At 71.9% G+C, this 23457-nt stretch carries 21 protein-coding genes; 9 read left to right on the forward strand and 12 right to left on the reverse strand.

Annotated elements, in window-relative coordinates:
* The first annotated feature begins 55 nt into the window (after positions 1-55).
* The gene (locus N4G66_RS30250) at positions 56-733 is read left to right on the forward strand and encodes an AIM24 family protein (protein WP_261707435.1); all 678 of its coding nucleotides are present in this window, start codon (positions 56-58) and stop codon (positions 731-733) included.
* 69 nt (positions 734-802) lie between these two features.
* Here the strand turns inward: N4G66_RS30250 and N4G66_RS30255 are convergent, their stop codons facing one another.
* The 3 genes from N4G66_RS30255 to N4G66_RS30265 form a co-directional block, all read right to left on the reverse strand.
* Positions 803-2578, reverse strand: coding sequence for a M4 family metallopeptidase (locus N4G66_RS30255; protein ID WP_261707436.1), 1776 nt, complete (start codon positions 2576-2578; stop codon positions 803-805).
* Positions 2579-2877: 299 nt separating this feature from the next.
* Positions 2878-3963: a polyprenyl synthetase family protein gene (locus N4G66_RS30260; protein ID WP_261707437.1), complete on the reverse strand. Its 1086-nt coding sequence runs from the start codon at positions 3961-3963 to the stop codon at positions 2878-2880.
* Positions 3963-5015: a tetratricopeptide repeat protein gene (locus tag N4G66_RS30265; RefSeq protein ID WP_261707477.1), complete on the reverse strand. Its 1053-nt coding sequence runs from the start codon at positions 5013-5015 to the stop codon at positions 3963-3965. The genes N4G66_RS30260 and N4G66_RS30265 overlap by 1 nt, the downstream gene beginning before the upstream one ends.
* 342 nt (positions 5016-5357) lie before the next feature.
* Here N4G66_RS30265 and N4G66_RS30270 point away from each other — a divergent pair, with 342 nt between their 5' ends.
* Positions 5358-6239, forward strand: a complete 882-nt coding sequence (locus N4G66_RS30270; protein ID WP_261707478.1) for an aminoglycoside phosphotransferase family protein — start codon at positions 5358-5360, stop codon at positions 6237-6239.
* A gap of 6 nt (positions 6240-6245) precedes the next feature.
* On the opposite strand, the gene N4G66_RS30275 is transcribed toward N4G66_RS30270, so the two are convergent.
* Positions 6246-7085: a helix-turn-helix transcriptional regulator gene (locus tag N4G66_RS30275; RefSeq protein WP_261707438.1), complete on the reverse strand. Its 840-nt coding sequence runs from the start codon at positions 7083-7085 to the stop codon at positions 6246-6248.
* A gap of 102 nt (positions 7086-7187) precedes the next feature.
* Between N4G66_RS30275 and N4G66_RS30280 the strand changes: the two genes are divergently transcribed.
* Both N4G66_RS30280 and N4G66_RS30285 read left to right on the forward strand, forming a co-directional pair.
* Positions 7188-7895 (forward strand): SDR family NAD(P)-dependent oxidoreductase, encoded by a 708-nt coding sequence (locus N4G66_RS30280; protein WP_261707439.1) that lies wholly within the window; start codon positions 7188-7190, stop codon positions 7893-7895.
* 58 nt (positions 7896-7953) lie between these two features.
* Positions 7954-8580 (forward strand): alpha-ketoglutarate-dependent dioxygenase AlkB, encoded by a 627-nt coding sequence (locus N4G66_RS30285; protein ID WP_261707440.1) that lies wholly within the window; start codon positions 7954-7956, stop codon positions 8578-8580.
* A gap of 32 nt (positions 8581-8612) precedes the next feature.
* Here the strand turns inward: N4G66_RS30285 and N4G66_RS30290 are convergent, their stop codons facing one another.
* The 3 genes from N4G66_RS30290 to N4G66_RS30300 all read right to left on the reverse strand — a co-directional run bounded on the left by N4G66_RS30290 (position 8613) and on the right by N4G66_RS30300 (position 12391).
* The gene (locus N4G66_RS30290) at positions 8613-9125 is read right to left on the reverse strand and encodes a TetR/AcrR family transcriptional regulator (RefSeq protein WP_261707479.1); all 513 of its coding nucleotides are present in this window, start codon (positions 9123-9125) and stop codon (positions 8613-8615) included.
* 149 nt (positions 9126-9274) lie between these two features.
* Positions 9275-10720, reverse strand: coding sequence for an MFS transporter (locus N4G66_RS30295; protein WP_261707441.1), 1446 nt, complete (start codon positions 10718-10720; stop codon positions 9275-9277).
* 468 nt (positions 10721-11188) lie between these two features.
* Positions 11189-12391: an FAD-dependent monooxygenase gene (locus N4G66_RS30300; protein ID WP_261707442.1), complete on the reverse strand. Its 1203-nt coding sequence runs from the start codon at positions 12389-12391 to the stop codon at positions 11189-11191.
* Positions 12392-12729: 338 nt separating this feature from the next.
* Between N4G66_RS30300 and melC1 the strand changes: the two genes are divergently transcribed.
* Entirely contained in the window at positions 12730-13134 is a 405-nt protein-coding gene (gene melC1 / locus N4G66_RS30305; protein ID WP_261707443.1) for an apotyrosinase chaperone MelC1, read from the forward strand.
* Between the two features lie 33 nt (positions 13135-13167).
* A complete protein-coding gene (gene melC2, locus N4G66_RS30310) occupies positions 13168-13992 on the forward strand; it encodes a tyrosinase MelC2 (RefSeq protein WP_261707444.1) in 825 nt (274 codons plus the stop codon).
* Positions 13993-14106: 114 nt separating this feature from the next.
* Here the strand turns inward: melC2 and N4G66_RS46245 are convergent, their stop codons facing one another.
* The 3 genes from N4G66_RS46245 to N4G66_RS30325 form a co-directional block, all read right to left on the reverse strand.
* Positions 14107-16116: a serine/threonine-protein kinase gene (locus tag N4G66_RS46245; protein WP_261707445.1), complete on the reverse strand. Its 2010-nt coding sequence runs from the start codon at positions 16114-16116 to the stop codon at positions 14107-14109.
* 300 nt (positions 16117-16416) lie between these two features.
* Positions 16417-17139: a ribonuclease H family protein gene (locus N4G66_RS30320; protein WP_261707446.1), complete on the reverse strand. Its 723-nt coding sequence runs from the start codon at positions 17137-17139 to the stop codon at positions 16417-16419.
* Positions 17140-17557: 418 nt separating this feature from the next.
* Entirely contained in the window at positions 17558-18355 is a 798-nt protein-coding gene (locus tag N4G66_RS30325) for a VOC family protein (RefSeq protein ID WP_261707447.1), read from the reverse strand.
* Positions 18356-18496: 141 nt separating this feature from the next.
* Here N4G66_RS30325 and N4G66_RS30330 point away from each other — a divergent pair, with 141 nt between their 5' ends.
* Together N4G66_RS30330 and N4G66_RS30335 are read left to right on the forward strand one after the other, a co-directional pair.
* Positions 18497-19513: a zinc-binding alcohol dehydrogenase family protein gene (locus N4G66_RS30330; protein ID WP_261707480.1), complete on the forward strand. Its 1017-nt coding sequence runs from the start codon at positions 18497-18499 to the stop codon at positions 19511-19513.
* Positions 19514-19614: 101 nt separating this feature from the next.
* Positions 19615-20799, forward strand: coding sequence for a PP2C family protein-serine/threonine phosphatase (locus tag N4G66_RS30335; RefSeq protein WP_261707448.1), 1185 nt, complete (start codon positions 19615-19617; stop codon positions 20797-20799).
* A gap of 65 nt (positions 20800-20864) precedes the next feature.
* On the opposite strand, the gene N4G66_RS30340 is transcribed toward N4G66_RS30335, so the two are convergent.
* Both N4G66_RS30340 and N4G66_RS30345 read right to left on the reverse strand, forming a co-directional pair.
* Positions 20865-21260: a nitroreductase family deazaflavin-dependent oxidoreductase gene (locus tag N4G66_RS30340; protein ID WP_261707449.1), complete on the reverse strand. Its 396-nt coding sequence runs from the start codon at positions 21258-21260 to the stop codon at positions 20865-20867.
* Between the two features lie 191 nt (positions 21261-21451).
* The gene (locus N4G66_RS30345; protein ID WP_261707450.1) at positions 21452-21934 is read right to left on the reverse strand and encodes a VOC family protein; all 483 of its coding nucleotides are present in this window, start codon (positions 21932-21934) and stop codon (positions 21452-21454) included.
* A gap of 225 nt (positions 21935-22159) precedes the next feature.
* Between N4G66_RS30345 and N4G66_RS30350 the strand changes: the two genes are divergently transcribed.
* Positions 22160-23356 carry an epoxide hydrolase family protein gene (locus N4G66_RS30350; RefSeq protein ID WP_261707451.1) on the forward strand — a complete coding sequence of 399 codons (1197 nt, stop codon included), beginning with the start codon at positions 22160-22162 and terminating at the stop codon, positions 23354-23356.
* The last annotated feature ends 101 nt before the right edge of the window (positions 23357-23457 follow it).

Raw genomic sequence — 23457 nt, forward strand, 5'->3', positions numbered from 1 at the left:
TCGCAAGATCGCCACGCCTCTGGCGGAGCCTCACCCTCCGCGACAGGATGCCCGCATGCAGAGCGATCTCTTCTCCAGTGACCACATGGTGCAGCCCGCCGTGGCGGCGGGCATGACCGTCCAGAACGCCAAGTCCATCAAGTACGCCGTCCAGGGCGAGATGTTCGCGCGCCAGGGCGCGATGGTCGCCTACCGGGGCAGTCTCCAGTTCGAGCGCAAGGGCCAGGGCGTGGGCGGGATGCTCAAGCGGGCGGTCACCGGTGAGGGACTTCCGCTGATGACCGTCCGGGGGCAGGGCGAGGCCTGGTTCGCGCACGAGGCGCAGAACTGTTTCATCGTGGGCATCGAGCCGGGCGATGTGTTCACCGTCAACGGCCGCAACGTCCTGTGCTTCGACGCCTCGTTGTCGTACGAGATAAAGACCGTGAAGGGCGCGGGCATCACCGGCGGCGGTCTGTTCAACAGCGTCTTCACCGGCCACGGCAGCCTGGGCCTGATATGCGAGGGCAACCCACTGGTCATTCCCGTGTCGCAGCAGCAGCCGGTGTTCGTCGACACCGACGCGGTCGTCGGCTGGACGGCGCATCTGCGCACCTCGCTGCACCGCTCGCAGTCGATCGGCTCGATGATCCGAGGGGGTTCGGGCGAGGCCGTACAGCTGAAGCTGGAGGGTGAGGGCTACGTGGTCGTACGTCCCAGTGAGGCGACACCGCAGAAGACGCAGCAGCACTGATCCGGGGAACGGCGAAGGGTGCCCCGCCCGGACGGCGGGGCACCCTTGTGTCATCCGTCAGGGTGTCCGTCAGTGGTCCGCGGCCGGGGTGTTGGCGACCGTGACGTCGACGGCGGCCCACGCCGCGTCCACCGCCTTGTACTCGGTGCCGTTCGCCCCGTACATGTCGGCGGCGGCCTTGAGCGTGGCCGTACGCGCGTCATGGAAGTCGGTCGTGGAGACCATGTAACGGGTGAGTGCCCGGTAGAAGATGGCGGTGGCCTTGGTGCGGCCGATCCCGGTCACCCGCGAACCGTCGTACGTCGGCGAGTCGTACGTCACGCCGCCGATCGTCTTGCGGCCGCTGCCCTCGGCGAGCAGGTAGTACGCGTGCGAGGAGACACCGGAGCCGGCGTGCACCTCGGTGTCGTACGCGGCGGGCGACCAGTAGTCGATCGTCTCCTCGAGCCGGTCGAGGGACGGGTGGTCGAGACGGCGCAGGAACTTCTGGGCGAGGCCCAGCTTCTCCCCCACCAGGTAGTTCGGCGGGTTCTTCGGGTTGTTCGCCGAGAACTCGACATTCGAGCCGAAGATGTCGGCGAGCGACTCGTTCAGGGCGCCCGGCTCGCCGTACTGGTTTCCGTCCTCGTCCACGCGGGTGGGTTCGAGGGCGGCCGTCGCGTCGACGACGCCATGGGTCAGTTCGTGACCGGTGACATCGAGGACGACCAGCGGCTTCTTGAACAGATCGCCGTCGCCGTCGCCGTACAGCATGCAGCCGCACGTCGAGTCCCAGAAGGCGTTGCCGACCTTGTTGCCGAAGTGGACCATTCCCCGGGCGCCGGCACTGTTGTTCTTGATGCCCTTGCGGCCGAAGGTCTTCTTGTAGAAGTCCAGGGTCTGGGTGATGCCGTACTGCGCGTCGACCGCGGCGGTGGCCCGGGCCGCCGTGGTGCCGGTGCCCCACTTGTTGTCGCCGTCGGTGAACGTCTTGCCGCGCGCGAAGGACTCCAGTTCCTGGCCCTTGGCGTCCCGCGTCTCGGTGTTCCACCGGGTCGGGTCCTTGAGGAGATAGCTGGTCCGCGCGGTCCGGGTGGTGGTCAGCGCCACCTTGCCGGCGAAGAGGGAGGCCCCACTGCCGGTGGCCTTGACCGGGTAGTGGCCGGCCGCGGCCGCACTCGTGAGACCGGACAGCCCGGGAGCCGTACCGATCCGCGGGGTCGCGCTCTCGCCCCGCTTGCGCAGCGTGTCCGCCAGGGACGGCGATATGAACTCGTCGGTGTTGGGCGTGTTGCTGCGGATCCGGCCGGTGTGGGCGTCCACGACGACCGTGCTCGATCCGCCGGCCTGCGTGGTGTCGCTGTCCATGACGAGAACCTGGTAGGCGAGGGCGGCGGCGCCGTCGCGGGCGTCCACGACGAGCCGGGCGCTGCCCGCGTCACCCTTCGCGACGGCCTCGGCCTTCCGCTCCGCCTGCTCGGGCGTCAGCTTCGCCTCGACGGTGGACGGCTTCACCACGTGGTCGGCGGCCCGGGTCACACCCAGGTACTGCCCCCGCTTGCCGAGGTGGACGACCATGTCTCCGCCGAGGACCGGAAGGCCCCGGTGGGTACGGACGAAGCGGACGTGCTGCTTTCCGTCCGGGTCCGTCATCACGTCCTTGACCTGGAGAGTGTCGCCCTGGGTGACACCGGTGGCCGAGGCGTGCGCGAACGCCGCCGCCCTGGCGGCGGCCACCGGCGAGGAGGCCGAAGTCGCCACACGGGCGGGCCCGTCGGGGGCCGACGCGAAGGCGGGGCCGGGGAGCGTGGCAGCCGTCGTGACCGCAACGGCGATCGCCACGCGGCGTATGTGGGGTCTACGCACTGAGTTCCTTTGCACGGGGGCGGCCGGGATCGCCAACCGCCTTACGGCGCGGCGCTGTTGGGCGTCGCGGGGGCTGTCGGGCCCCGATTCGCCACCCTCACCGATTGCCCATGTACATGTAAAGAAGAAAGATCCCTTTTCTTGCTTTTGTGGGCATCTCTTTACAAATATTTGCTTCTTGGCGATCAATGAGCGGCCAACAGTGCACCGCCCGGACAGATGTGAGGGGGAATGAGGCGGTTGCCTGGCGAGGCTGGTTGACGCGCGTATGTGACCCATGTCGCACAGCGCGGAGGGCGTCAGATCGTGCGCTCGGCGAGGGCGGACAGCACCGTGCGCAGTTCCGCCGCGGGCCCCTGCGCGAGGGGAACGCCCGCCAGGAGCGTGTCCGCCGCGGCCAGATGGCGGCGCGCCTCGCGCACGGCCGCCGCGCGACCGCCGGCCCTCTCTACGAGGGCCGCCGCGCGACGGGCGCCCGCGCCGTCGAGAGAGCGGGAGACCCCGAGGAGTCCGGCCAGTTCCGCGCACCCGGGCGCGTTGAGCGCGGCGAGGACCGGCAGGGTCTTCTTCCCCTGCCGCAGGTCGCCGTGGACCGGCTTGCCGGTGACCGACGGATCACCCCAGATGCCGAGCACGTCGTCGGCGATCTGGAAGGCAACGCCGAGATGACGTCCGGCGCGGTCCAGCGCGGTCACGGTCCCGCCCGGCGCTCCCGCCAGCCGGGCGCCGAGCGCCAGCGCGCAGCCGAGCAGCGCACCGGTCTTGCGCTCGGCCATCGTCTCGTACTCCCCCGCGCCCACCGCCCCGGGACCGGTCCAGGGCCGGTCGGCGAACAGCAGGTCGTCGGCCTGGCCGCGCACCAGGTCACCGAGGGCCGCGGTCAACTGCCGTACGGCGAAACCGGCTTGGGGGGTCAGGGCCACGGTCTCCACGGCCAGCGCGAACAGCGCGTCGCCCGCGAGGACGGCGGGGCCCGTGCCGTAGGCCTTCCACACGGCGGGGCGCCCCCGGCGCAGTGCGTCCCCGTCCATGATGTCGTCGTGGAGCAGCGAGAAGACGTGGACGAGCTCCACCGCGACGGCCCCCGGCACACCCGCGTCGGCCGGGCCCGAGACGGCCTCCGCCCCGAGGACGGCCAGCGCCTGCCGTACACCCTTGCCCTGGCTGTGATCGGCGGGGGCGCCACCGACCTCGCAGCGGCCGAGCGCGTACCGGGCCATCTCGGCGACCCAGGGGTGCAGCGTGTCGATCGCCTCCGACAGGGCGGGGGCGGCGAGTTCGCGGCAGCGGCGCAGCACCTGCGCGGCGGACGGCGGCGACTGGGCGGCTGCCGGATTCACCGATTCCGCCGGGACCGTCGAGCGGTGCAGGGCGGTCGAGGTCATCACGCGGCCTCCGTCTCGCCGGTCTCGGGCGTCAACCCGAGCTCTGTCCGCGCCCGTTCGACCATCCGGTGGGCGTGCCGCAGCCCGATGCCCTCCAGAGCCACGGCCAACTCGTCCAGTTCGGCGGCGGTTTCGGCGCGGTCGCGGCCGAGGCGGGCGAGGGACTTGACCAGTCCGAGCCGGGACAGGGCTCGGCCGCGCGGTTCGCTCATCGCCTCGAACTCGGCGAGGGCCCCGGCGTAGACATCGCGGGCCTGCTCGTAACGCCCGGCCCGGTAGAGGACGTTGCCGCGCATCTTGTGGTTGTAGGCGAGCGCGCCGGACAGCTTCATCGCGCGGCAGGACACCTCCGCCTCACTCAGCAGCTCAAGGGCGCGGTCCGTGTCCCCGTCGCGTACGGAGACGATGTCCGCGAGTCCTCGCAGCGCCCAGGCGTGGCCACGCCGGTCCTCGGCTCGGGCGGCTATCCCGGCCGCTTCCTCGAACATGGCGTAAGCACTCTCGTACGCGCCGGTGTTGCGGTGGATCTGGGCGATGCCCTCCAGGGCCCACACGGTGTGCCGGGCCTCGCCGCGCTTACGGGCCTCGGCCAGCAGCTGCTCGTGCAGGGCCGTCACGGCCGCGTAGTCGCCCTGGATGCGGCCGGTCTCCGCCATTCCGGCCAGCGAGTAGCCGCGCACGACAACGTCCCCTGACTGTCCGCCGAGTTCGGCGGCGAGCCGCAGCAGCCGCCACGCCAGCGGGAACGCTCCGCGCTGGCGGGCCAGCGTGCCGCCGCTCCACAGCGCCCACGCCATCGCGGCACCGTCGCCGGCCTCCCGGGCGGTGCGGTAACTCGCCTTCCAGGCCCGGTCGGCGTCCGCCACCTGCCCGAGCCGGCGGTGCGCCTCGGCGACCGCGAGGCCCGACCGGGCGGCCTCGGCGCGCGCGCCGGTGCGTTCGGCGGCGCGCAGTTGCTCGGTGCCCGCCGCGAGGACGTCGGTCAGCGAGGAGTTCACCGACAGGGTGGTCAAAGCGCCCTGGTACTCCGGGGCGAAGGCCTTGCCGTACATGAATGCCTTTCTGTCTGCCACCGTCCGTCCGCATACGGTCGCGGCCCGGTGGTGATGCTGTAGTCGACTCCTTCAAGGCGGTGACGTGCCACGACCTTGCTATACACTCGACGTATACACAGCATGTATACGCAAAGGGTATAGTGTGTCCGATTTCCGTCCGCGAATTACTGCTTCATGGAGGTCCGTGCGCCACCCGCCCGTTGCCGATCAAGACGGCGATCGTGTCCGCGAGGTTGCCTGGCCGCCCGAAACACGTTGCGAGGCGGCCCGAACGGGACGCAGGATGGCGGAAGTCGACCCCTTCCCCACGGAAAGCAGGCCGCCGTGTCAGCAGCCCCGATGCACGTCGGCGAGGCGCGGATCGATGGTTCGCTCGTACGACGCCTGCTGGCCGAGCAGTTTCCGCGATGGGCCGAACTGCCCCTGAAGCGTGTGGAGTCGGCCGGAACCGTCAACGCCCTCTACCGTCTCGGCGACGATCTGGCCGTCCGTCTCCCGCGGATCGCGGACGGCGCCGACGACGTGGTCAGGGAGCACGCGTGGCTGCCGCGGCTCGCCCCGACGCTCCCGTTCCCGGTCCCCGAGATCCTCGGCCTCGGCACCCCCGCGGCGGGCTATCCGTGGCACTGGGCGGTACTGCGCTGGCTCGACGGCGACCTTCCGGTGCCCGGCGCCCTCACCGACGCACCGGCGCTGGCCGCCGACCTCGGCACGTTCGTCGCCGCCCTGCGGGGCATCGACCTGCCCGGCGGGCCGACCGCCTACCGCGGCACCCCGCTGGCCACGGTGGACTCCGAGACTCGAGCGGCGATCGCCGGCCTGCGCGGCGTGATCGACACGCGGGCCGCGACGGCGGCCTGGGAGGCGGCACTCGCGGCGCCGTCGTGGACGGGCCCGGCGCGCTGGCTCCACTCGGACCTGATGCCGATGAACCTCCTGATCAGCGGGGGCCGCCTCGCGGCCGTCATCGACTTCGGCACCCTCGGCACCGGCGATCCGGCCTGCGACTTCATCCCGGCCTGGAACCTCCTGCCGGCCGCGGCGAGGTCCGTCTTCCGGGACACGGCGGGCGCCGACGACGCCGGCTGGGCGCGCGGCCGTGGCTGGGCCCTGTCCATGGCCCTGAACCAACTCCCGTACTACCGCACCACGAACCCGGTGATCGCGGGCAATGCCGAGCACGTCATCCGTGAAGTACTGGCCGACCGGAGGGCGGTGTAGACGACATCACTCCACGAGGGCCTGTGTGCCGAGAACTTCGAGGAGGGCGACACGTTCGGCGTCCTCCGTGCCGGGCTCGGCCGTGTAGACCATGATCCGCAGGTCGCTGCCCGCGACGCTCAGCACGTCGCAGTCCAGCGTCACGGCGCCGATCTGGGGATGATCGATGGTCTTGCGGGACACGTCATGGCGGGCGACGGCTCCGGACTCCCACAGTTCCGCGAACCGCACGCTGTTCGCACACAGGTCCTCGATCAGCTGCGTCAGGCGTCGGTCCGTCGGGTACCGGCTCGCGGTCGCGCGCAGGTCGGCGGCGAGCGTCGCCTCGAAGGCGCGTCGCTCCCGGGGCGTGTGCCGCACCCGGCCGGCGGGGCCGACGAAGTTGCGCCAGACGCCGTTGCGTTCGTTGCCGCGCCACCCGGAGGGATCCCCCAGCAGGGCCGCGTACAGCGGGTTGGCCAGCAGCAGGGTCCACGCGGCGTCGTACACCGCCACGGGCGTCCCGTTCAGCCGGTCGAGCAGTCGGTGAACACCCGGGGTGATGTGCGCGGGCACCATGCCCCGGCCCGGCGGCACCAGCCCGGCCACCTGGAAGAGGTGCTCACGCTCGGCCCCGGACAGCCGCAGCGCCCGGCCAAGGGCCTCGACGACCTGCTCCGAGGGGTGGGCCGCCCGGCCCTGTTCGAGGCGGGTGATGTAGTCGACCGAGATGCCGGCGAGCAGGGCCAGCTCCTCGCGGCGCAGTCCGGCCGCGCGCCGGTTCCCGCCGCCGGGCAGCCCGGCCGCCTCCGGTGTCACCCGGTCGCGCCAGCGTCGCACCGTCCGCCCGAACTCCGTGTTCGCCATGCCACCAACTGTGCACCTCCGCGCGCGGACCCGCCTGGTACCGGCAGTCCCAGGAAGACGGGACTCCTGGCTGTCCGTCCCGCGCTGCCCGACTCTGGACGCATGACCACAACACTCATCACCGGAGCGAACAAGGGCCTCGGCTTCGAGACCGCCCGCCGACTCGTCGCCGCAGGCCACACTGTCTACGCGGGCAGCCGCGACCCGGAACGCGGCTGGCGCGCGGCCGAGGAACTCGGGGCGCGCGCGGTCGTCATCGACGTCACCGACGACGCGTCGGTCACCGCTGCGGCGAAGACCATCGAGGCCGAGGGCGGCCTGGACGTCCTGGTCAACAACGCCGGCATCGAGGGGCGCGGCGAGGGGAACAGCGTGATCGGCGCGGCGGACGTCACCGCCGGGATGATGCGCGAGCTGTTCGAGACGAACGTCTTCGGTCTCGTCCGGGTCACCCACGCCTTCCTGTCCCTGCTCCAGCGGTCCGCCGCTCCGGTCATCGTGAACCTCAGCAGCGGCCTGGCCTCGCTGACCCGGATCACCGACCCCGCGAGCCCGACCCACGCCTACCCGGGCGTCGCCTATCCGGCGTCCAAGACCACCGTCAACATGATCACCGTGCAGTACGCGAAAGCGTTCCCCGGCATCCGCGTCAACGCGGTGGAGCCGGGCTACACCGCCACCGACCTGAACGGCAACACCGGGACGCAGACCGTGGAGGAGGGCGCCGAGATCATCGTGCGCATGGCACGGATCGGCCGGGACGGACCGACCGGCGGCTACTTCGACGCTGCGGGCCCGATCTCCTGGTGACCGCGACACCCGATCACTTAATGGAACAGACATTCGATTACGGGGGTACGCTGACCCTATGGCCATGCACCTCCAGGGCTCGCTCTTCGACCAGACCGACGAGCTCCGTCTCGGTCCACTGAACGGACTGCACCGCACCGCGCTGGGCGACGGGGCCTGGATCGACCTGTCGCCCGGCTGGCTGAGCGGGGCCGACGAGCTCTTCGCCCGGCTCGCCGCCGAGGTGCCGTGGCGGGCCGAACGGCGCCAGATGTACGAGCAGGTGGTGGACGTACCCCGGTTGCTCGCCTATTTCCGCGCGGACGATCCGCTGCCGCATCCGATCCTGGACGAGGCCCGGGACGCGCTGTCCGCGCACTACGCCGAGGAGCTGGGCGAGCCGTTCAGCACGGCCGGGCTCTGCCACTACCGGGACGGCCGCGACAGCGTGGCCTGGCACGGGGACAGGATCGGCCGGGGCGCCCGCGAGGACACCATGGTCGCCATCGTGTCCGTGGGCGCCCCGCGCGATCTCCTGCTGCGCCCTCGCGGGGGCGGGGACACCGTGCGGCGCCCGCTGGGCCACGGCGATCTCATCGTGATGGGCGGCTCCTGCCAGCGCACCTGGGAGCACGCGATTCCCAAGACCACGCGGGCGGCGGGGCCCCGGATCAGCGTTCAGTTCCGCCCCGACGGGGTGAACTGACCCCTCGCGGCCGTTGACGGGGGGCGACCGGCTCAGGACGCGAGCTGAGCCTGCACCGCCGGCGCGTACCGGTCGACGATGTCGTCGACCGTCGTGGCACGCAGGTGCGAGCCCCGGGCGATGCCGTACATCACGCCCAGACCGAGCAGCGTGCTCACGGCGAGTTCGGCCCGCAGCCCCGCGTCCTCCCCGCTCAGCCGCCGGGCGAGACGGTCGCTGACCTGGGCGCGGAAGTTGGCGCGCAGTATGTCGCCCTGCTCCCCCTGCAACGGGGCGAAGACGATCCGCAGCACGGGGTCGGCGCCACGCTGGGTCTGGCCCTCGAGGAGGTGGCGGACCATGTGCCGGCCGAGCTCCTCCAGCGGGGCGTCCAGCAGGGCGTCGGCGTCGGACTCGAAGGACATGACGCGGGCGAACAGCGCGTCCTTGTTGCCGAAGTACTTGAGGATCAGCGGCGCGCTCACCCCCGCCCGGTCGGCGACGGCCTTGAGAGTGATGTCCGCGTGGGCGTGCCGGGCCAGCAGATACCGGGCCGCGCGCAGGATCGCCGCCTTGCTCGCCTCGGCGTCGCGGCGGGGTGCGGCGGGCGCGGCCTCCGGCTCCCGGTGCGGTGGATCGGTGGCGGTCGGCTGCTCACCCGGCCCCGGGACGGTCGGGGACGCCGTGAGACCGGAGTGCGGGGTGGTCACGGTGCTCAAGCTCCTTCGAGGGCCTCGTCGCGGCGTGCGCCGGTACGGCGGCCGGTGCGCGGGGTCTCGCGGGAGGCGCGGTCGGTGGGTATCGACAGTGCGGCGGCACAGGCCACCAGTGCGACGGTACCCGCCATGGCGAAGGCCAGCAGATAGCCGTGCAGGGTCGGCACCGGGGCACCGGCGACGAGGCTCGTGTGATGCACCAGGATGGCGGCCACCGCGGCGCTGCACACGGCCTGCCCGATGGTGCGCATCAGGACGTTGACCCCGTTGGCGGACGCGGTCTGCCCGGCGGGCACCGCGCGCAGGATCAGGGTGGGCAGGGCGGAGTAGGCGAAGGTGGTGCCGATCGCGCAGACCGTGGCACCCAGGATGATCATCCACAGGTCGCGGCTGTCGGCGATCCGCAGGACATAGCCGGAGGCGATGATCGCCGTGCCGAGGGCCAGCGTCACCCGGGGACCACGGGCCGCCGAGATGCGCGCCGAGACCGGTGAGAGCAGCAGCATGGTCACACCGCCGGGCAGCAGACACAGACCGGTCGCCACGATGGACAGGCCGAGCCCGTAGCCGGTGGCCGTGGGCGCCTGCACCAGCTGCGCCGTGACCAGCGAGTTGCCGTAGAACGCGAAGCCGGTCAGCAGCGCGGCGATGTGCGGCAGGGCGACGCGCGGACGGGCCGCCAGCTTCAGGTCGACGAGAGGGCGTTCGGCACGCAGCTGCTGTCGCCACCACAGCGTGAGGACGACGGCGCAGGCGGCGAACAGGCCGAGGATCCTCGGGCTGGTCCAGCCCCAGGTGCCGCCCTGGGACACGGCGAGCAGCAGACACACCAGTCCGGCGGCCAGGCCCAGCGCGCCCACCGTGTCGAAGCGGCCCGGCTCCCGGACGGGCGACTCGCGCACCGCCCACCAGGCCAGCGACACCCCGAGAACGCCGAGCGCGGTCGTCGCCCAGAACATGACGTGCCAGTTGGCGTACTGCACCAGGAGGGCGGCGAGCGGGAGACCGAGCGCAGCGCCGATGCCCACGGTGGAGCTCATCAGCGCGACGGCGGAACCCGTGCGCTCCGGCGGCAGTTCGTCGCGCAGGATGCTGATCGACAGCGGGACCACGGCGGCCGCCGCGCCCTGCATGGCCCGCGCCACGATCAGAACGCCGATGTCGGAGGTGAGCGCGCACATCAGCGAGCCGACCGTCATCATCCCGAGGGCCATGAGCAGCACGCGCCGCTTGCCGTACATGTCTCCCGCACGGCCCAGGACCGGGGTCAGCACCGCTCCGGCGAGGAGGGTCGCCGTCACCATCCAGGAGACCGCTCCCGCCGAGGCGCCGGTCAGCCGGGGCAGATCGGGCAGCAACGGGACGACCACCGTCTGCATGACGGCCATGAGAATCCCGCCGAACGCCAGGACAGGGATCGCGAGCCGCTCGCGCAGAGCCGCCATCGGCACTCCAGAAGTAGACGCGACAAAGAGGTGAATGACAATTCACCATAGCGGTGAATCGCCATTCACCCCAAGTGCGGTCCACTTCTCGGGCGGCGCATGGGGGCGCGCCCGCAGGCCAGGAGCACGCCGGTCCCTGAGGGCGCCCCCCGAGGGGGCGGCGGGTATCGGGAACCCGGGAGTATCGGAGGCTGGGGGTGCCGGAGAGCCCGGGCCCCGGACCGGGAGTACCGGGGCGCCGGAAGGCCGGAGCACCGGAAGGCCGGGATATCGGAAACCTGGGAGTACTGGAGCGCCGGAGGGCCCGGGCGTACCGGAGGACCGGGAGTACCGGAGGACCGGGAGTACCGGAGGACCGGGAGTACCGGGGCACTGGACAGCCGGAACACCGGAAGCCCATGAATATTGGCACCGGAGGGCCGGGAGCTCGGGGCCCCGCCGTACCGGGGCCCCGCGATATCCGGGGCCCTATCGCCGGGCGCGGGACTGTACGCCGCGGGCCATCTTCGGTCCGAGCCAGCGCTTGAAGCGGCGCAACGCCTCCAGCCGCCCGGCCGCGCGGTCGATCCGGTAGTACAGCTGCGGCGGAACGTACGGCAGCAGCGGCGAGTGCCGTTGCCCGAGCAGGGCGAACATCTGCGCTGGCGGAAGGCGAATGTAGCGCGGCAGGTTCTCGTACCACTGCGCACTGTGGCGGGCCGCGCTCTGCACCGACAGGAGCTCCGCCCTCCGCTCCCGCCCGTACTCGCTGAGCGCCGTTTCCAGGTCCGCGTGCTCCCGCAGCGCCCGGGCCAGAGAGATGGCGTCCTCCAGGGCGAGGGTGGTGCCTGCACCGATCGAGTAGTGGGTGGTGTGGGCGGCGTCGCCGAGCAGGACGAGGTTGCCGCGGTGCCACGTCCGGTTGGTCAGGGTGCGGAAGGTGAGCCACTGGGCGGCGCCGTCGGCCTGCGCCCGGCCGATCAGTCCGTGCCCGTTCAGCAGATCGGCGAAGAGCTTCTCCAGCAGCGCGAGACCGTCGGCCTCGCCCGCCCGGTCCAGGCCCAGGCCGGTCCAGGTCCGCGGGGAGCACTCGATGACGAGAGTGCTCCGGTCGTCGCCGAACCGGTAGGCGTAGCACCAGATCCAGCCGTGGTCCGTCTCCACGAAGGAGAAGGTGAAGGAGTCGAAGACCTTGGTGGTGCCGAGCCAGATGTAGTAGTTGCGCCCGAGGCTGATCTCGCTGCCGAAGTGGTCGGCGTGGCGCTCCCGCAGGGCACTGTTGACCCCGTCCCCGGCGACGACCAGGTCGGCGTCGGGCAGCCGGTCGGCCGTGATCTCGCTCTCGTAGGCGACGCGGACCCCGAGGGACCGGGCCCGCTCGGCGAGCAGGTCGAGCATCCGGCGGCGGCCGATGCCGAAGCCCTCGTCGCCCGGGTGCACGGTCGTGCGGTCGCCGACGTGGGCGACGCCGTCGCTCCAGCTCACCGAGTTCTCGCTGACGGCGAGCGCGGACGCCGGGTCCCCCTCCCGCAGTTTGTCGAGCAGGCCCGCCCAGTAGGTCACTCCCCAGCCGTACGTCGATCCGGCCGGGTTCCGCTCATGGACGGTGATGTCATGGGACGGGTCCTGGAGCTTCATCAGGATCGAGAAGTACAGGCTTGCGGGTCCGCCACCGACGCACGCGATCTTCACGCGCACTCCCCTATGTTGCACAATGCGGTCAATTGATCACGAAGGGTAGCAGGGGCCACCCCGCTCGCAGTTCACGCCAGATCACGAGCGTGAGCCGCGCCACGAGCCATTGACCGCAACCGCAAGATCATCGGCTCAACGCCTCCCCGCCGGAGGATTTCCGCCCGCCGGTGCGGCGCGAGCACTCCGGACAGCAAGATCATCTTCGTTCAACCTTGCACGACATATACGCGATTGTCCGGATCACGGCCAACCGACATTCGGCGATTTCTCCCGCTGTTTGACGACCCGATAGGCATATCGGGTCATCAACCCAGCTGATCACAGGAGGCCTCCGCATGCCGGAGCTCACTCGTCGCCGCGCCCTCGGGGCCGCCGCCGCGCTCGCCGCTGGCGCGGCTGCCCAGACCCTCACCGCGTCTTCCGCGTCCGCTTCACCGAACGGACCGGCCACCGCACGGCGTTCGACCGCCGAGCACCACCACGGCGGCCCGGAAGCCTTCGACGAGGTCTACCAGGGGCGCCGCATAGAAGGCCGCCCGGTCACCGGGGGCGGTCACCATCACGGCGGCGGATACGCCGTGTTCATCGACGGCGTGGAGCTGCACGTGATGACGAACGCCGACGGCAGCTGGATCAGCGTCGTCAGCCACTACGCCCCCGTGCCGACCCCGCGAGCGGCCGCCCGCGCCGCCGTCGTGGAGCTGCAGGGGGCGCCGCTCGTGCCCTTCGCCGCCAACTGAACCACCCAGCAAGCAGATCGTGGAGTCCCGCACATGACCGTACGCAAGAACCAGGCGAGCCTGACCGCCGACGAGAAGCGGCGATTCGTCGACGCGCTGCTGCAGCTCAAGCGCAGTGGAAAGTACGACGCCTTCGTCACGACCCACAACGCCTTCATCCTCGGCGACACCGACAACGGCGAGCGGACGGGCCACCGTTCGCCGTCGTTCCTGCCCTGGCACCGCAGATTCCTTCTCGAGTTCGAACGGGCCCTGCAGTCCGTGGATCCCTCGGTGGCACTGCCCTACTGGGACTGGAGCAGCGACCGCACGGCGCGCTCGTCCCTGTGGGCGCCCGACTTCCTCGGTGGCACCGGACGCAGCCTGGACGGCCGGGTGATGGACGGCCCGTTCGCCGCCGCGTCGGGCAACTGGCCGATCAACGTCCGTGTCGACAGCCGGACTTACCTGCGCAGATCGCTCGGCGGCGGGGTCCGGGAACTGCCGACCCGCGCCGAGGTGGAGTCCGTGCTCGCCATGGCGACGTACGACATGGCGCCCTGGAACAGCGCGTCGGACGGCTTCCGCAATCACCTCGAAGGCTGGCGGGGCGTCAATCTGCACAACCGGGTGCACGTCTGGGTGGGCGGCCAGATGGCCACCGGCGTCTCCCCCAACGACCCGGTCTTCTGGCTCCACCACGCCTTCATAGACAAGCTGTGGGCCGAGTGGCAGCACCGTCACCCCGGCTCCGGCTATCTGCCGCGCGCGGGCACCCCGGACGTCGTCGACCTCGACGAGACGATGAAGCCGTGGAACGACACCCGGCCGGCCGACCTGCTCGACCACACCGCGTTCTACACGTTCGACGCCGCCTGATCCCGGCCCGCCCGTGACCGGTCGGCCCCCGCCTCGGGGGCCGACCGGTCACGGACCACCGGTCACGGACCAGCGAGTGCCGGTCGTCCGCCTGTCCGTCCCGTGGCCTCGGCTCTAGGTGGCCACCGCGTAGAGGTAGCCGTTCTCGGTGCTCACGAAGGCCACGCCGTCCGCCACCGCCGGTGACGAGTACACGGGCGCACCGGTGTCGAACCTCCAGCGTGACACCCCGGTGTCGGCGTTCACCGCGTACAGGTGGTGATCGGTGGCGCCGATGTAGACGATCTGACCGGCCACGACGGGCGACGCGAGGCCGTTCTTGCGGGTCGAGAACTTCCACCGTCCGTGACCGTCGGTGTCCACCGCGCGCAGCTTGCCGTCGGCGGTGCCGGCGTAGACGACACCGCCGGCGACGGCCGGCGCCGAGAACGCGGCGCCGGCGTCGGGCGACTTCCATCGCCGCTCACCGTCCGAGGCACGCACCGCGTAGAGCTTTCCCCGGTCGCTCCCGGCGTAGACCACACCGTCCGCCACGGCCGGAGCGCCGAACACGGTCCCCTCGGTCGCGAAGCTCCAGCGCTGATCGCCGGTGGCCGCGTCCAGCGCGTACAGACCACTGCGGCTCGCCGCGTAGACCACCGCGCCGACCACGACCGGCCGCGTGGACACGAAGCCGTCGGCGCCGTACACCCAGCGTTGCCCGCCCGTCGCTGCGTCCACCGCGTGCAGGTGGCCGTCCGCCCCGCCGACGTACGCGATGCCGTCGGCCACGGCCGGTGAACCGGCGCCCGCGGCGAAGACGCGCCATCGCTGTTCACCGGTGGCGCCGTCCAGCGCGTAGAGGTGGTCGTCGACGCTGTTGAGGTAGACCACACCGTCACCGACGACGGGCGAACCGAGGCCGACGCCGGCCAGGGGGCGCTTCCAGCGGGCCCGGCCGGAGGAGACGTCCACCGCGCAGAGGTGGCGTGAACTGCTGATGTACACCGTGCCGTCGGCGACGGCGGGCGAGGCGTAGACAAGCCCTCCGACGGGGAATCGCCACAGCTGTTCACCCGGCGAGGGCCGGGCCCTTCCGTCGGAGGACCCCAGGTCGTGGATGTTCCAGCCGGCCACGACGAGGCCGGTGACACCGGCGCCGATCCCGAGCAGGCGGCGACGGGAGGGGCGGCCGCCCGCACTCCCTGCGGTCTCCTCCGCGGACCCGGAGGCCGGCGGCTGCGTCGGCACCGTCACCGCGCGGACCATGGTGGTGACCGGTTCAGGCAGCCAACCGGGCCCGGTGGGACCGTGGTTGGCCCCCGGGTCGCCGTCAGCGGCGACCGCGAACCGCTCCAGCAGCTCGGCCACCAGGGGCCGCGCCTCCGGTTCCTTGGCCAGACAGTCGGCCACCAGGGGCCTCAAGAGGCGTGGGAGCGGGGCCAGTTCGGGTTCCTCGTGGACGACACGAAAACTCAGGGCGTGCGACGGGCCGCTGCCGAACGGTCCGGATCCGGTCGCGGTGTACGCCAGGACCACACCCAGGGAGAAGACATCGCTCGCCGCTCCGACGGGCTTGCCGGTCAGCTGCTCGGGGGACATGAAACCCGGCGTGCCGACGGCGCCTCCGGTACGGGTCAGCGCACTGGCCTCCCCGGCGACGGAGATCCCGAAGTCGATCACACGGGGTCCGTCGGCCGCCAGCAGGATGTTCGACGGCTTGAGGTCGCGATGGACCACGCCGGCCGCGTGGATCGCCTCCAGCGCCTCGGCGAGACCGGCTCCGAGCGCCAGTACCGGCTTCTCCGCCCAGGGGCCGTGCACCGCCACGGCCTCGCCCAGCGCGATCCCGGGCACGTACGCCGTCGCGAGCCACGCGGGCGAGCCGTCCGGATCGGCGTCGACGACGCCCGCGGTGAAGACTCCGTTCACACGCCGGGCGGCGGCCACCTCCCGGGCGAACCGACGGCGGAACTCACCGTCCTCCACCAGCTCGGGGCGTACCAGTTTGACCGCCACCGCACGTCCTCCGGGCGACCGCCCCAGATACACGCGCCCCATTCCGCCCGCCCCGAGCCGCGCAACGATCCGGTAGCGCCCGACCTGCCGCGGGTCCCCGGCTTCCAGCGCCTCGAATGCCTCCACACAGCCCCCGCCCGCGCCCCGCGCCCCGGCGTCCGCCGAGGATCCTCATCCTCCCCGACCCGCAGCGTCTTCGCACTACCGTCCGGGCACGACGTCTCGATCCGCCCCGGTGGCTCAACGGGCGGACCGCGCAGGGTGTTTCGGGACAGATGCCCGGGGCCGGCAGAGGGCTCGGCGGTACCGGGAGGCCCGGACCCGCGGTTCGGGGAAGGGCCCGGCACAGGCGGACGCGGCACCGGGCACCCGGTGTGGGCGGGGCAGGCTGCACCGGTGCCGCCGCGGCACGGGGACGCAGGAGCGTCAGGCCTCGCCCGGCTCCGCGGTCCGGCACTCCGGGTGACCCCAGCCCTGGGCGTTCTTGGCGATGGGCTCGCCCGCGGCGTAGGAACGGCCGCACACGCAACGGCCGTTGAACTTGGCCTTGATGGTGCGGCTCGACGTGCCCTGCCGGGGCGACGAGCCCTGCCGTGGCGCCTTGGACGCGGGGCGGCGGGAAGCACCGGAGGAAGTCGGGGTGTCGGGCGACGCCGGCGGCTCCGGAGACCCGAGGTCGCTGCCCGCGGGCTGCTGCACGATCGCGGCCTGGCTGGCGGCGCGGTCGGCGAAGTCGTTCAGCCGGTCGCCGTCGACCTGGTGGGCGGGGACGTAACGGAACTCCACCGTGCGGCCGGTGAGGAGTTCGTCGATGCGGGCGACCAGTTCCTGGTTGGCGACGGGCTTGCCCGCGGCCGTCTTCCAGCCCTTGCGCTTCCAGCCCGGCAGCCAGGTCGTGACGGCCTTCATCGCGTACTGGGAGTCCATCCGGATCTCCAGCGGCACATCCGGCGCGATCGCCGTCAACAGGCGTTCCAGCGCGGTCAGTTCGGCGACGTTGTTGGTCGCCGTGCCCAGCGGTCCCGCCTCCCAGCGGGTCGGGGTCTCATCTCCGTCGGCAACGACCCAGGCCCATCCGGCGGGTCCCGGGTTTCCCTTCGAAGCCCCGTCACAGGCGGCCACAACGCGTTCAGGCATGACCCCGATCATGCCACGCCCCGGCGGGGGCGCCGCGCACGGGGCACGGGCCCGGCGCACCCCTCGGGCGCCCGAGGCGGCCCGCAGGCGCGGGCCGTGGCGGGGGTCGAACCACCTCTCAGGTGCCCGGCACGGACGCCACCGACAACCGGCGCGGGCCCGCTCCGTGAGTGACCGGCGCGGCCCCACCCCGCCGCCGGCCAACATGCGGTTCACCCCGCCGCCGACCGGCATACGGTTCGCCCCGCCGGGGCCCCGCCGGGGCCCCGGCGGGGCGAGGAGGCCCGGGATGCGGCCGACCGCCGGGGATCAGCGCCCGTGGCGGGTTCGGCGCGCGGCCCGCGACCGTGTCCTCGGCGGGACTGCCACGGGCCGCAGAACCCCCGGTGCCCGACGCCGCGGACGTGTGTCGCCCGTGTGCGGGAAGGCGTCAGGACACGTCCGCCATCTCGGGCATCTCGCCCTGGGTCGTCTTCATGTCGATGACGGAGAACGGCGCGCCCTGCGGGTCGCTCAGCGCGGCGAACCGGCCGAACGGGCTGTCCATCGGCCCGAAGCGCAGGACCGCACCGCGCTCGGTCGCCTTGGCCACCGCCGTGTCGCAGTTCTCGACGGTGAAGTAGACGTTGACGTACGGCGGCACCTCGGGCGGGAAGTCGTCCGTCATCTTCATCCGGCCGAGGACCGGTTTCCCGCCGAGGTTGAAGATGCGGAAGTCGATGGCGTCGTCGCGCACCTGCTGGGCGGTGAAGGGGAAGACGGCCGGGAAGAACGCGTCGGACTTCTCCGGGTCGCGGGTGAAGACCTCGGCCCAGGCGTACGCGCCGGGCTCGCCGATCGACTCGAAGCCCTCGTGGACACCCGCCTGCCAGACGCCGAAGACGGCCCCGCTGGGGTCCCGGGCCAGGGTCATGGTGCCGAACTCGCCGACCTGCATCGGCTCCATCAGCACCTCACCGCCCTGGTCCTTGATCTTCGCGGCGGTCGCGGCGGCGTCGGGCGAGGCGAAGTACAGGCACCAGGCGGACTGGCCCTCCTGCCCGGGCATCGGCGGCACGACGGCGGCCACCGCCTTGCCGTTGGAGTAGGCCTGTGTGTAGTTCCCGTACTCCGAGGACGCCTCGCCGAACGTCCAGCCGAGTACGTCCCCGTAGAAACTCTTGGCCCCTTCGACATCGCTGAACATCGCGTCCGCCCAGCAGGGCGTTCCTTCAGGCTGTACGGCCATGACCCGACCTTCTCCTGTTCGGTGAACGGTTGCGCTGTTCACGCTAGCCAGCCTCCGCGCGGGCCGCGCGCCGAAGAACGGGCGCCGCACGACACTGGAGAGCGGACCGATCCGGTCGTCGACAGGACGGAGCACACGATGATGCGGGCGTGGGAAGTGTCCGAGCCGGGGCCGATCGAGGGTGAGCCGCTGCGCCTCGTCGAAAGACCGGTGCCGACGCCCGGACCCGACGAGCTCCTGGTGCATGTCCGCGCCTGCGGGGTGTGCCGCACCGATCTGCATGTCGCTGAGGGCGACCTGCCCGTGCACCGCCCCGGGGTGACGCCGGGCCACGAGGTCGTCGGCGTGGTGGCGGGGACCGGGAACGACGTGATCGGCTTCGCCGCCGACGACCGGGTGGGCGTCGCCTGGCTGCGCCGTACGGACGGCACCTGCGGGTACTGCCTGCGCGGGGCCGAGAACCTCTGCCCCGCGTCCGAGTACACCGGCTGGGACGCCGACGGCGGTTACGCGGAGTACACGACGGTACCGGCCGCCTTCGCCCACCGGCTGCCGGACGGCATGGACGACGTCGCCCTGGCGCCGCTGCTGTGCGCGGGCATCATCGGCTACCGGGCACTGCGCAGGGCCTCGCTGCCCCGGGGTGGCCGGCTCGGGCTGTACGGCTTCGGCGGCAGCGCCCACCTGTGCGCGCAGCTCGCGCTCGCCGAGGGCGCCACCGTGCACGTACTGACGCGGGATCCGGCCGCGCGACGGCTGGCTCTCGCTCTGGGGGCCGCGTCCGCCCGCGAGGCGTACGACGAGCCACCCGAGCCCCTGGACAGCGCGATCCTGTTCGCGCCGGTCGGCGATCTGGTCCCGGTCGCCCTGCGGGCGCTGGACCGGGGCGGCGTCCTGTCGGTGGCGGGCATCCATCTGAGCGACGTCCCGCCGCTGCGCTACGAGAGCGACCTGTTCTACGAGAAGGAGCTGCGCAGTGTCACCTCCAACACGCGTGAGGACGGCAGGGAGTTCCTGTCGCTCGCGGCCCGCCACGGCATCCGCGCCACGACGCACGCCTATCCGCTGGAGCGGGCGCCGCAGGCCCTGCGGGATCTCAAGACGGGGCGCTTCGACGGGGCGGCGGTACTGGTGAACGACCGCCCGCCGACGAGCTGAGCATGCGGGCCCGCCGCCCCCGTGCGTGGATGGATCCAGGCGGGTGCTGCGGTGGAGGTGCGATGGTGGGCCGGGGCGGTGACGACACGGCGGGTGCGGGGATGCCGTCCGACGCCGTGGAGGACGCCATCGAGTCGATCGGCACGACGCTCGACGAGCGCACCACCTGCGAAGAACTCGTGGCGTTCGTGTGCCGGCACTTCTGCGAGACCGCCGCGGTGGACCTGCTGCCGACGGACGTGACGGCCGACCGTCACTCTCCGGACCCGGACTTCTTCCGCGCCGCCACTGCCGGCCGCGCCCAGCTGCTCACCCCGTCGGGCGGTCCGCGCCCCCTGTCCGTCCGGGCGCTCGACGAAGGGCATCCGATCGCCGCCTCGATCGACCTGTCCGGGCGGATACCCCGGCAGGTCATGACCGTTCCGCTGCTCGCGCACGGACGCCTGTACGGGGTGCTGCTCGCCGTCCGGCAGGGGGCGCCGTTCACCGACGCGGACACGTCGGGCACGCACTACGCGGCCCGTCTGGCGGCCGTGCACCTCGGTCACTCCCGAAGGCACGAGATCGTCCGCAGCACGGTCCTGGACCTCCAGCGGGCACTGCTCGCCGAACCGGGCCGGCCGCATCCCAACCTCGACCTCGCCACCCGTTACCTGCCGGCCGGGGGCGGGACTCTGGTGGGCGGGGACTGGTTCGAGACCGTACGGCTGCACTTCGGGCGGACCCTGCTGGTCGTGGGCGACGTGATGGGCCACGGGCTGGACGCGGCGGTGGACATGAACGCGTACCGCTCGATGCTGCGCTATGTCGCCTCCACGGATCTGCCACCCCACCGCGTGCTGCGCCGTCTGGACGCCGCGGTCGCCGAGGACGGCACCCGGCGTCCGGCCACCTGCCTGCTCGTCCGCGTCGATCCGGCGCGCGGCATCGCGGTGATCGCGGGCGCCGGGCATCTGCCCCCGGTGGTGTTCGCCGGGGACGGCTCCGGCGAACTGCTGCCGCTGCCGGTCGGTCCGCCGCTGGGCACGGGGGTGGGCGGCTATCAGCAGGTGGTCCGCAGACTCTCCCCCGACGACACCCTGGTGATGTTCACCGACGGTCTCGTGGAGCGCCGTGACGAGGACATCGACGAGTCGCTGGCACGGCTGTCCTCGCTGCGTCTGCCGCCCGGTGCGGGGGTCGACGACCTGCTCGACGAGGTGCTCGTCAAGCTCGACGCCCGGCACGCGGAGGACGACGTGGCGGTACTGGCGGCCCGGATCCGCCCCCGGAGCCATCCGGCCTGAGGCGCGCTCGGCACCCGGTATCCGGGCCGGCGGCCGGGACTGTTCGGCCGGTGCGACCGCCGCGTTCAGTCGGTGAGGTCGACCCGCACCGTGGTGAGGGCGGCGCCGACCATGAGGACGGCGGCGCTGTTGAACCGGGGCAGACTCTTCAGTCGGGCGCGGGCGTCGTCTCCGTGCAGCACGTGGGCGGTGCCGGTGTACCAGCGCCCCTTGACGCGGACCCGAACCCTCGGATCGGCCAGGATGTTGCGTACGTACTGCGACCGGTCGCCGTACTCGGAGACGAACCAGAACTGCCGCCCGGCCAGCCGGCCTCCGATCGGTGTCCGGCGCGGCAGACCCGAGGCGCGTCCGGTGGTCTCGATGAGCGTCTGGACCGGCAGCCGCTTGAGGACGGGATTGCCGATCCACCGCTGGAAGGCCGTGAACGTGCGGTACTTCAGCTCGTGGTGGCGCGACATGAGTGATCTCCCCTGGCCGTGGAACGCCGTTGTGCGGGCGCCGGGGCGGTGCTGCCGCACCGCCCCACCGGTCCCGAGGGCATCCGGCCACGCGGCCCCCTCCGCCATCGCGTGCGGGCGGACCGTTCGCCGTCTCGGCGCCGTGCCCCGCACCCGGCGTGCGGTGCGCCCGGCCGCACGGTGCCGGCCGGCTACTCCCCCGCGTACGCCTTCTCCAGGGCCGCGATGTCCAGCTTGGACATCTGGAGCATCGCCTGAAACGTGCGGGCCGCCTTCTCCTGGTCCGGGTCGCTGATCAGGTCGATGAGCCGGGAGGGGACGACCTGCCAGGACAGTCCGTACTTGTCCTTGAGCCAGCCGCAGGGCCCCGCCGCGCCGCCGTCGTCGACGAACCTGTTCCAGTAGTGGTCCACCTCCTCCTGGTCGGCGCAGTCGATCTGGAAGGAGATCGCCTCGTCGAACGTGAACTGCGGGCCTCCGTTGAGCGCGACGAACTTCTGGCCGTTGGCCACGAACTCGGCGGCCAGCACGGATCCGGCGGGTCCCGGCCCGGCCTCGGTGTAGCGGCCGATCCTGCCGAGCTTGGAGTTCTCGAAGACCGAGACGTAGTAGTTGGCGGCCTCCTCGGCCTGACCGTCGAACCACAGACAGGTGGTGAAACCGTCGGCGGGCATGTGTACCTCCTCGGGCGGGAAACGTCGTCACTTCTGTCGACTGATCCTCGTCCGAAAACTCATCTGCCGCGCGCGCACGAGCTCACCGGCGACGGCCCGGGGGCTGCCTCTCCACAATCCCTGCCGAACAAGCCCTACTGGCTAGTAGTACCGAGTCGGCACGGCTACCGGAGCCGGGGAAAACCGCTGCCGGACGCCCCGCCCGCCGAGTTAACATCCGCGGACATGAGCTTCACCGATACCCCCGGCGTCCATCCGTTCCGTATCGACTTCCCGCAGAGCGACCTGGACGACCTGCACCGACGCCTCGACCGTACCCGCTGGCCCGACGAACTGCCCGGAGTGGGCTGGGCCTACGGAGTCCCCAAGGACTACCTCCAGGATCTCGTACGGTACTGGCGGCACACCTACGACTGGCGCGCGGCCGAGAAACGCCTCAACACGTGGCCGCAGTTCACCACCGAGATCGACGGCGCACGACTGCACTTCGCGCACATCCGCTCGCCGGAACCCGGGGCGACCCCGCTGATCATGACGCACGGCTGGCCCGGGTCGATCGTCGAATTCACCGATGCCGTCGGGCCGTTGACCGATCCACGCGCGTACGGCGGCGATCCGGCGGACGCCTTTCACCTGGTCGTGCCGAGCATTCCCGGATTCGGGCTCTCGGGGCCGACACGGGACACCGGGTGGGAGTTCACCCGGGTCGCCGCCGCGTTCGCCGAGCTGATGGAGCGACTCGGCTACCGGCACTTCGGCGCGCAGGGCGGCGACTGGGGCGGGGCCGTCTCGCGTGAACTCGGGCGCGCGCACCCCGACCGGGTGACCGGCGTCCACCTCAACCTGCTGCCCGGTGCGTACGCCGTCACCGAACCGACCGCCGGTGAACTCGCCGCGCTGACCTCGCTCGAACGCGAACGCACCCTCGCCTCCTGGCGGCGGGGCCAGGAATGGAACCGCGAGGAAGCCGGTTACGCCGCGCTCCAGTCGACCCGGCCGCAGACGCTCGCCTACGCCCTCACTGACTCGCCGGTCGGTCAACTCGCCTGGATCGCCGAGAAGTTCAAGCAGTGGACGGACTCAAAGGACCGCCCCGAGGACGCCGTCGACCGGGATCTGCTGCTCACCAACGTGATGCTGTACTGGCTGACGGGCACGGCCGGTTCGTCCGCACGGGTCTACTACGAGCGTGCCCACGCGGACTATTGGGGTACACCGCCCGAGCCGTCGACCGCCCCGACCGCGCTCGCCGTCTTTCCCGAGGAGAACTTCGTCGCGCTGCGCCACATCGCGGAACGCACCGACACCATCGTCCGCTGGACCGAGTTCGACCGGGGCGGCCACTTCGCCGCGATGGAGGAACCGGATCTGCTCGTCGCGGACATCCGGGCGTTCTTCCGCCAACTCCGCGGGACCGACTGAGAAGGCTTTCCGGCTTTCCGGCTTTCCGGCTCTGCCCACGGCGAATCTGCTGCGGGCCGAGAAAACCGGTCCGGCACCGCCACCGGGCCGAGAGTGGAGTC

Origin of the sequence: Streptomyces rhizosphaerihabitans, from assembly GCF_025399795.1 — a bacterium.
GTDB classification, from domain to species: domain Bacteria; phylum Actinomycetota; class Actinomycetes; order Streptomycetales; family Streptomycetaceae; genus Streptomyces; species Streptomyces rhizosphaerihabitans.

Excerpts from the sequence above, each read along its gene's own strand:
- melC1 (WP_261707443.1), top strand. The coding sequence starts at position 12,730 with ATGCCGGAGCTCACTCGTCGCCGCGCCCTCGGGGCCGCCGCCGCGCTC.
- N4G66_RS30250 (WP_261707435.1), top strand. The coding sequence starts at position 56 with ATGCAGAGCGATCTCTTCTCCAGTGACCACATGGTGCAGCCCGCCGTG.
- N4G66_RS30345 (WP_261707450.1), bottom strand. The coding sequence starts at position 21,934 with ATGCCCGCCGACGGTTTCACCACCTGTCTGTGGTTCGACGGTCAGGCC.
- N4G66_RS30265 (WP_261707477.1), bottom strand. The coding sequence starts at position 5,015 with ATGTACGGCAAGGCCTTCGCCCCGGAGTACCAGGGCGCTTTGACCACC.
- N4G66_RS30320 (WP_261707446.1), bottom strand. The coding sequence starts at position 17,139 with ATGATCGGGGTCATGCCTGAACGCGTTGTGGCCGCCTGTGACGGGGCT.
- N4G66_RS30295 (WP_261707441.1), bottom strand. The coding sequence starts at position 10,720 with ATGGCGGCTCTGCGCGAGCGGCTCGCGATCCCTGTCCTGGCGTTCGGC.
- N4G66_RS30350 (WP_261707451.1), top strand. The coding sequence starts at position 22,160 with ATGAGCTTCACCGATACCCCCGGCGTCCATCCGTTCCGTATCGACTTC.
- N4G66_RS30335 (WP_261707448.1), top strand. The coding sequence starts at position 19,615 with ATGCCGTCCGACGCCGTGGAGGACGCCATCGAGTCGATCGGCACGACG.
- N4G66_RS30280 (WP_261707439.1), top strand. The coding sequence starts at position 7,188 with ATGACCACAACACTCATCACCGGAGCGAACAAGGGCCTCGGCTTCGAG.
- N4G66_RS30285 (WP_261707440.1), top strand. The coding sequence starts at position 7,954 with ATGGCCATGCACCTCCAGGGCTCGCTCTTCGACCAGACCGACGAGCTC.
- N4G66_RS30260 (WP_261707437.1), bottom strand. The coding sequence starts at position 3,963 with ATGACCTCGACCGCCCTGCACCGCTCGACGGTCCCGGCGGAATCGGTG.
- melC2 (WP_261707444.1), top strand. The coding sequence starts at position 13,168 with ATGACCGTACGCAAGAACCAGGCGAGCCTGACCGCCGACGAGAAGCGG.
- N4G66_RS30330 (WP_261707480.1), top strand. The coding sequence starts at position 18,497 with ATGCGGGCGTGGGAAGTGTCCGAGCCGGGGCCGATCGAGGGTGAGCCG.
- N4G66_RS30270 (WP_261707478.1), top strand. The coding sequence starts at position 5,358 with ATGCACGTCGGCGAGGCGCGGATCGATGGTTCGCTCGTACGACGCCTG.
- N4G66_RS30275 (WP_261707438.1), bottom strand. The coding sequence starts at position 7,085 with ATGGCGAACACGGAGTTCGGGCGGACGGTGCGACGCTGGCGCGACCGG.
- N4G66_RS30340 (WP_261707449.1), bottom strand. The coding sequence starts at position 21,260 with ATGTCGCGCCACCACGAGCTGAAGTACCGCACGTTCACGGCCTTCCAG.
- N4G66_RS30325 (WP_261707447.1), bottom strand. The coding sequence starts at position 18,355 with ATGGCCGTACAGCCTGAAGGAACGCCCTGCTGGGCGGACGCGATGTTC.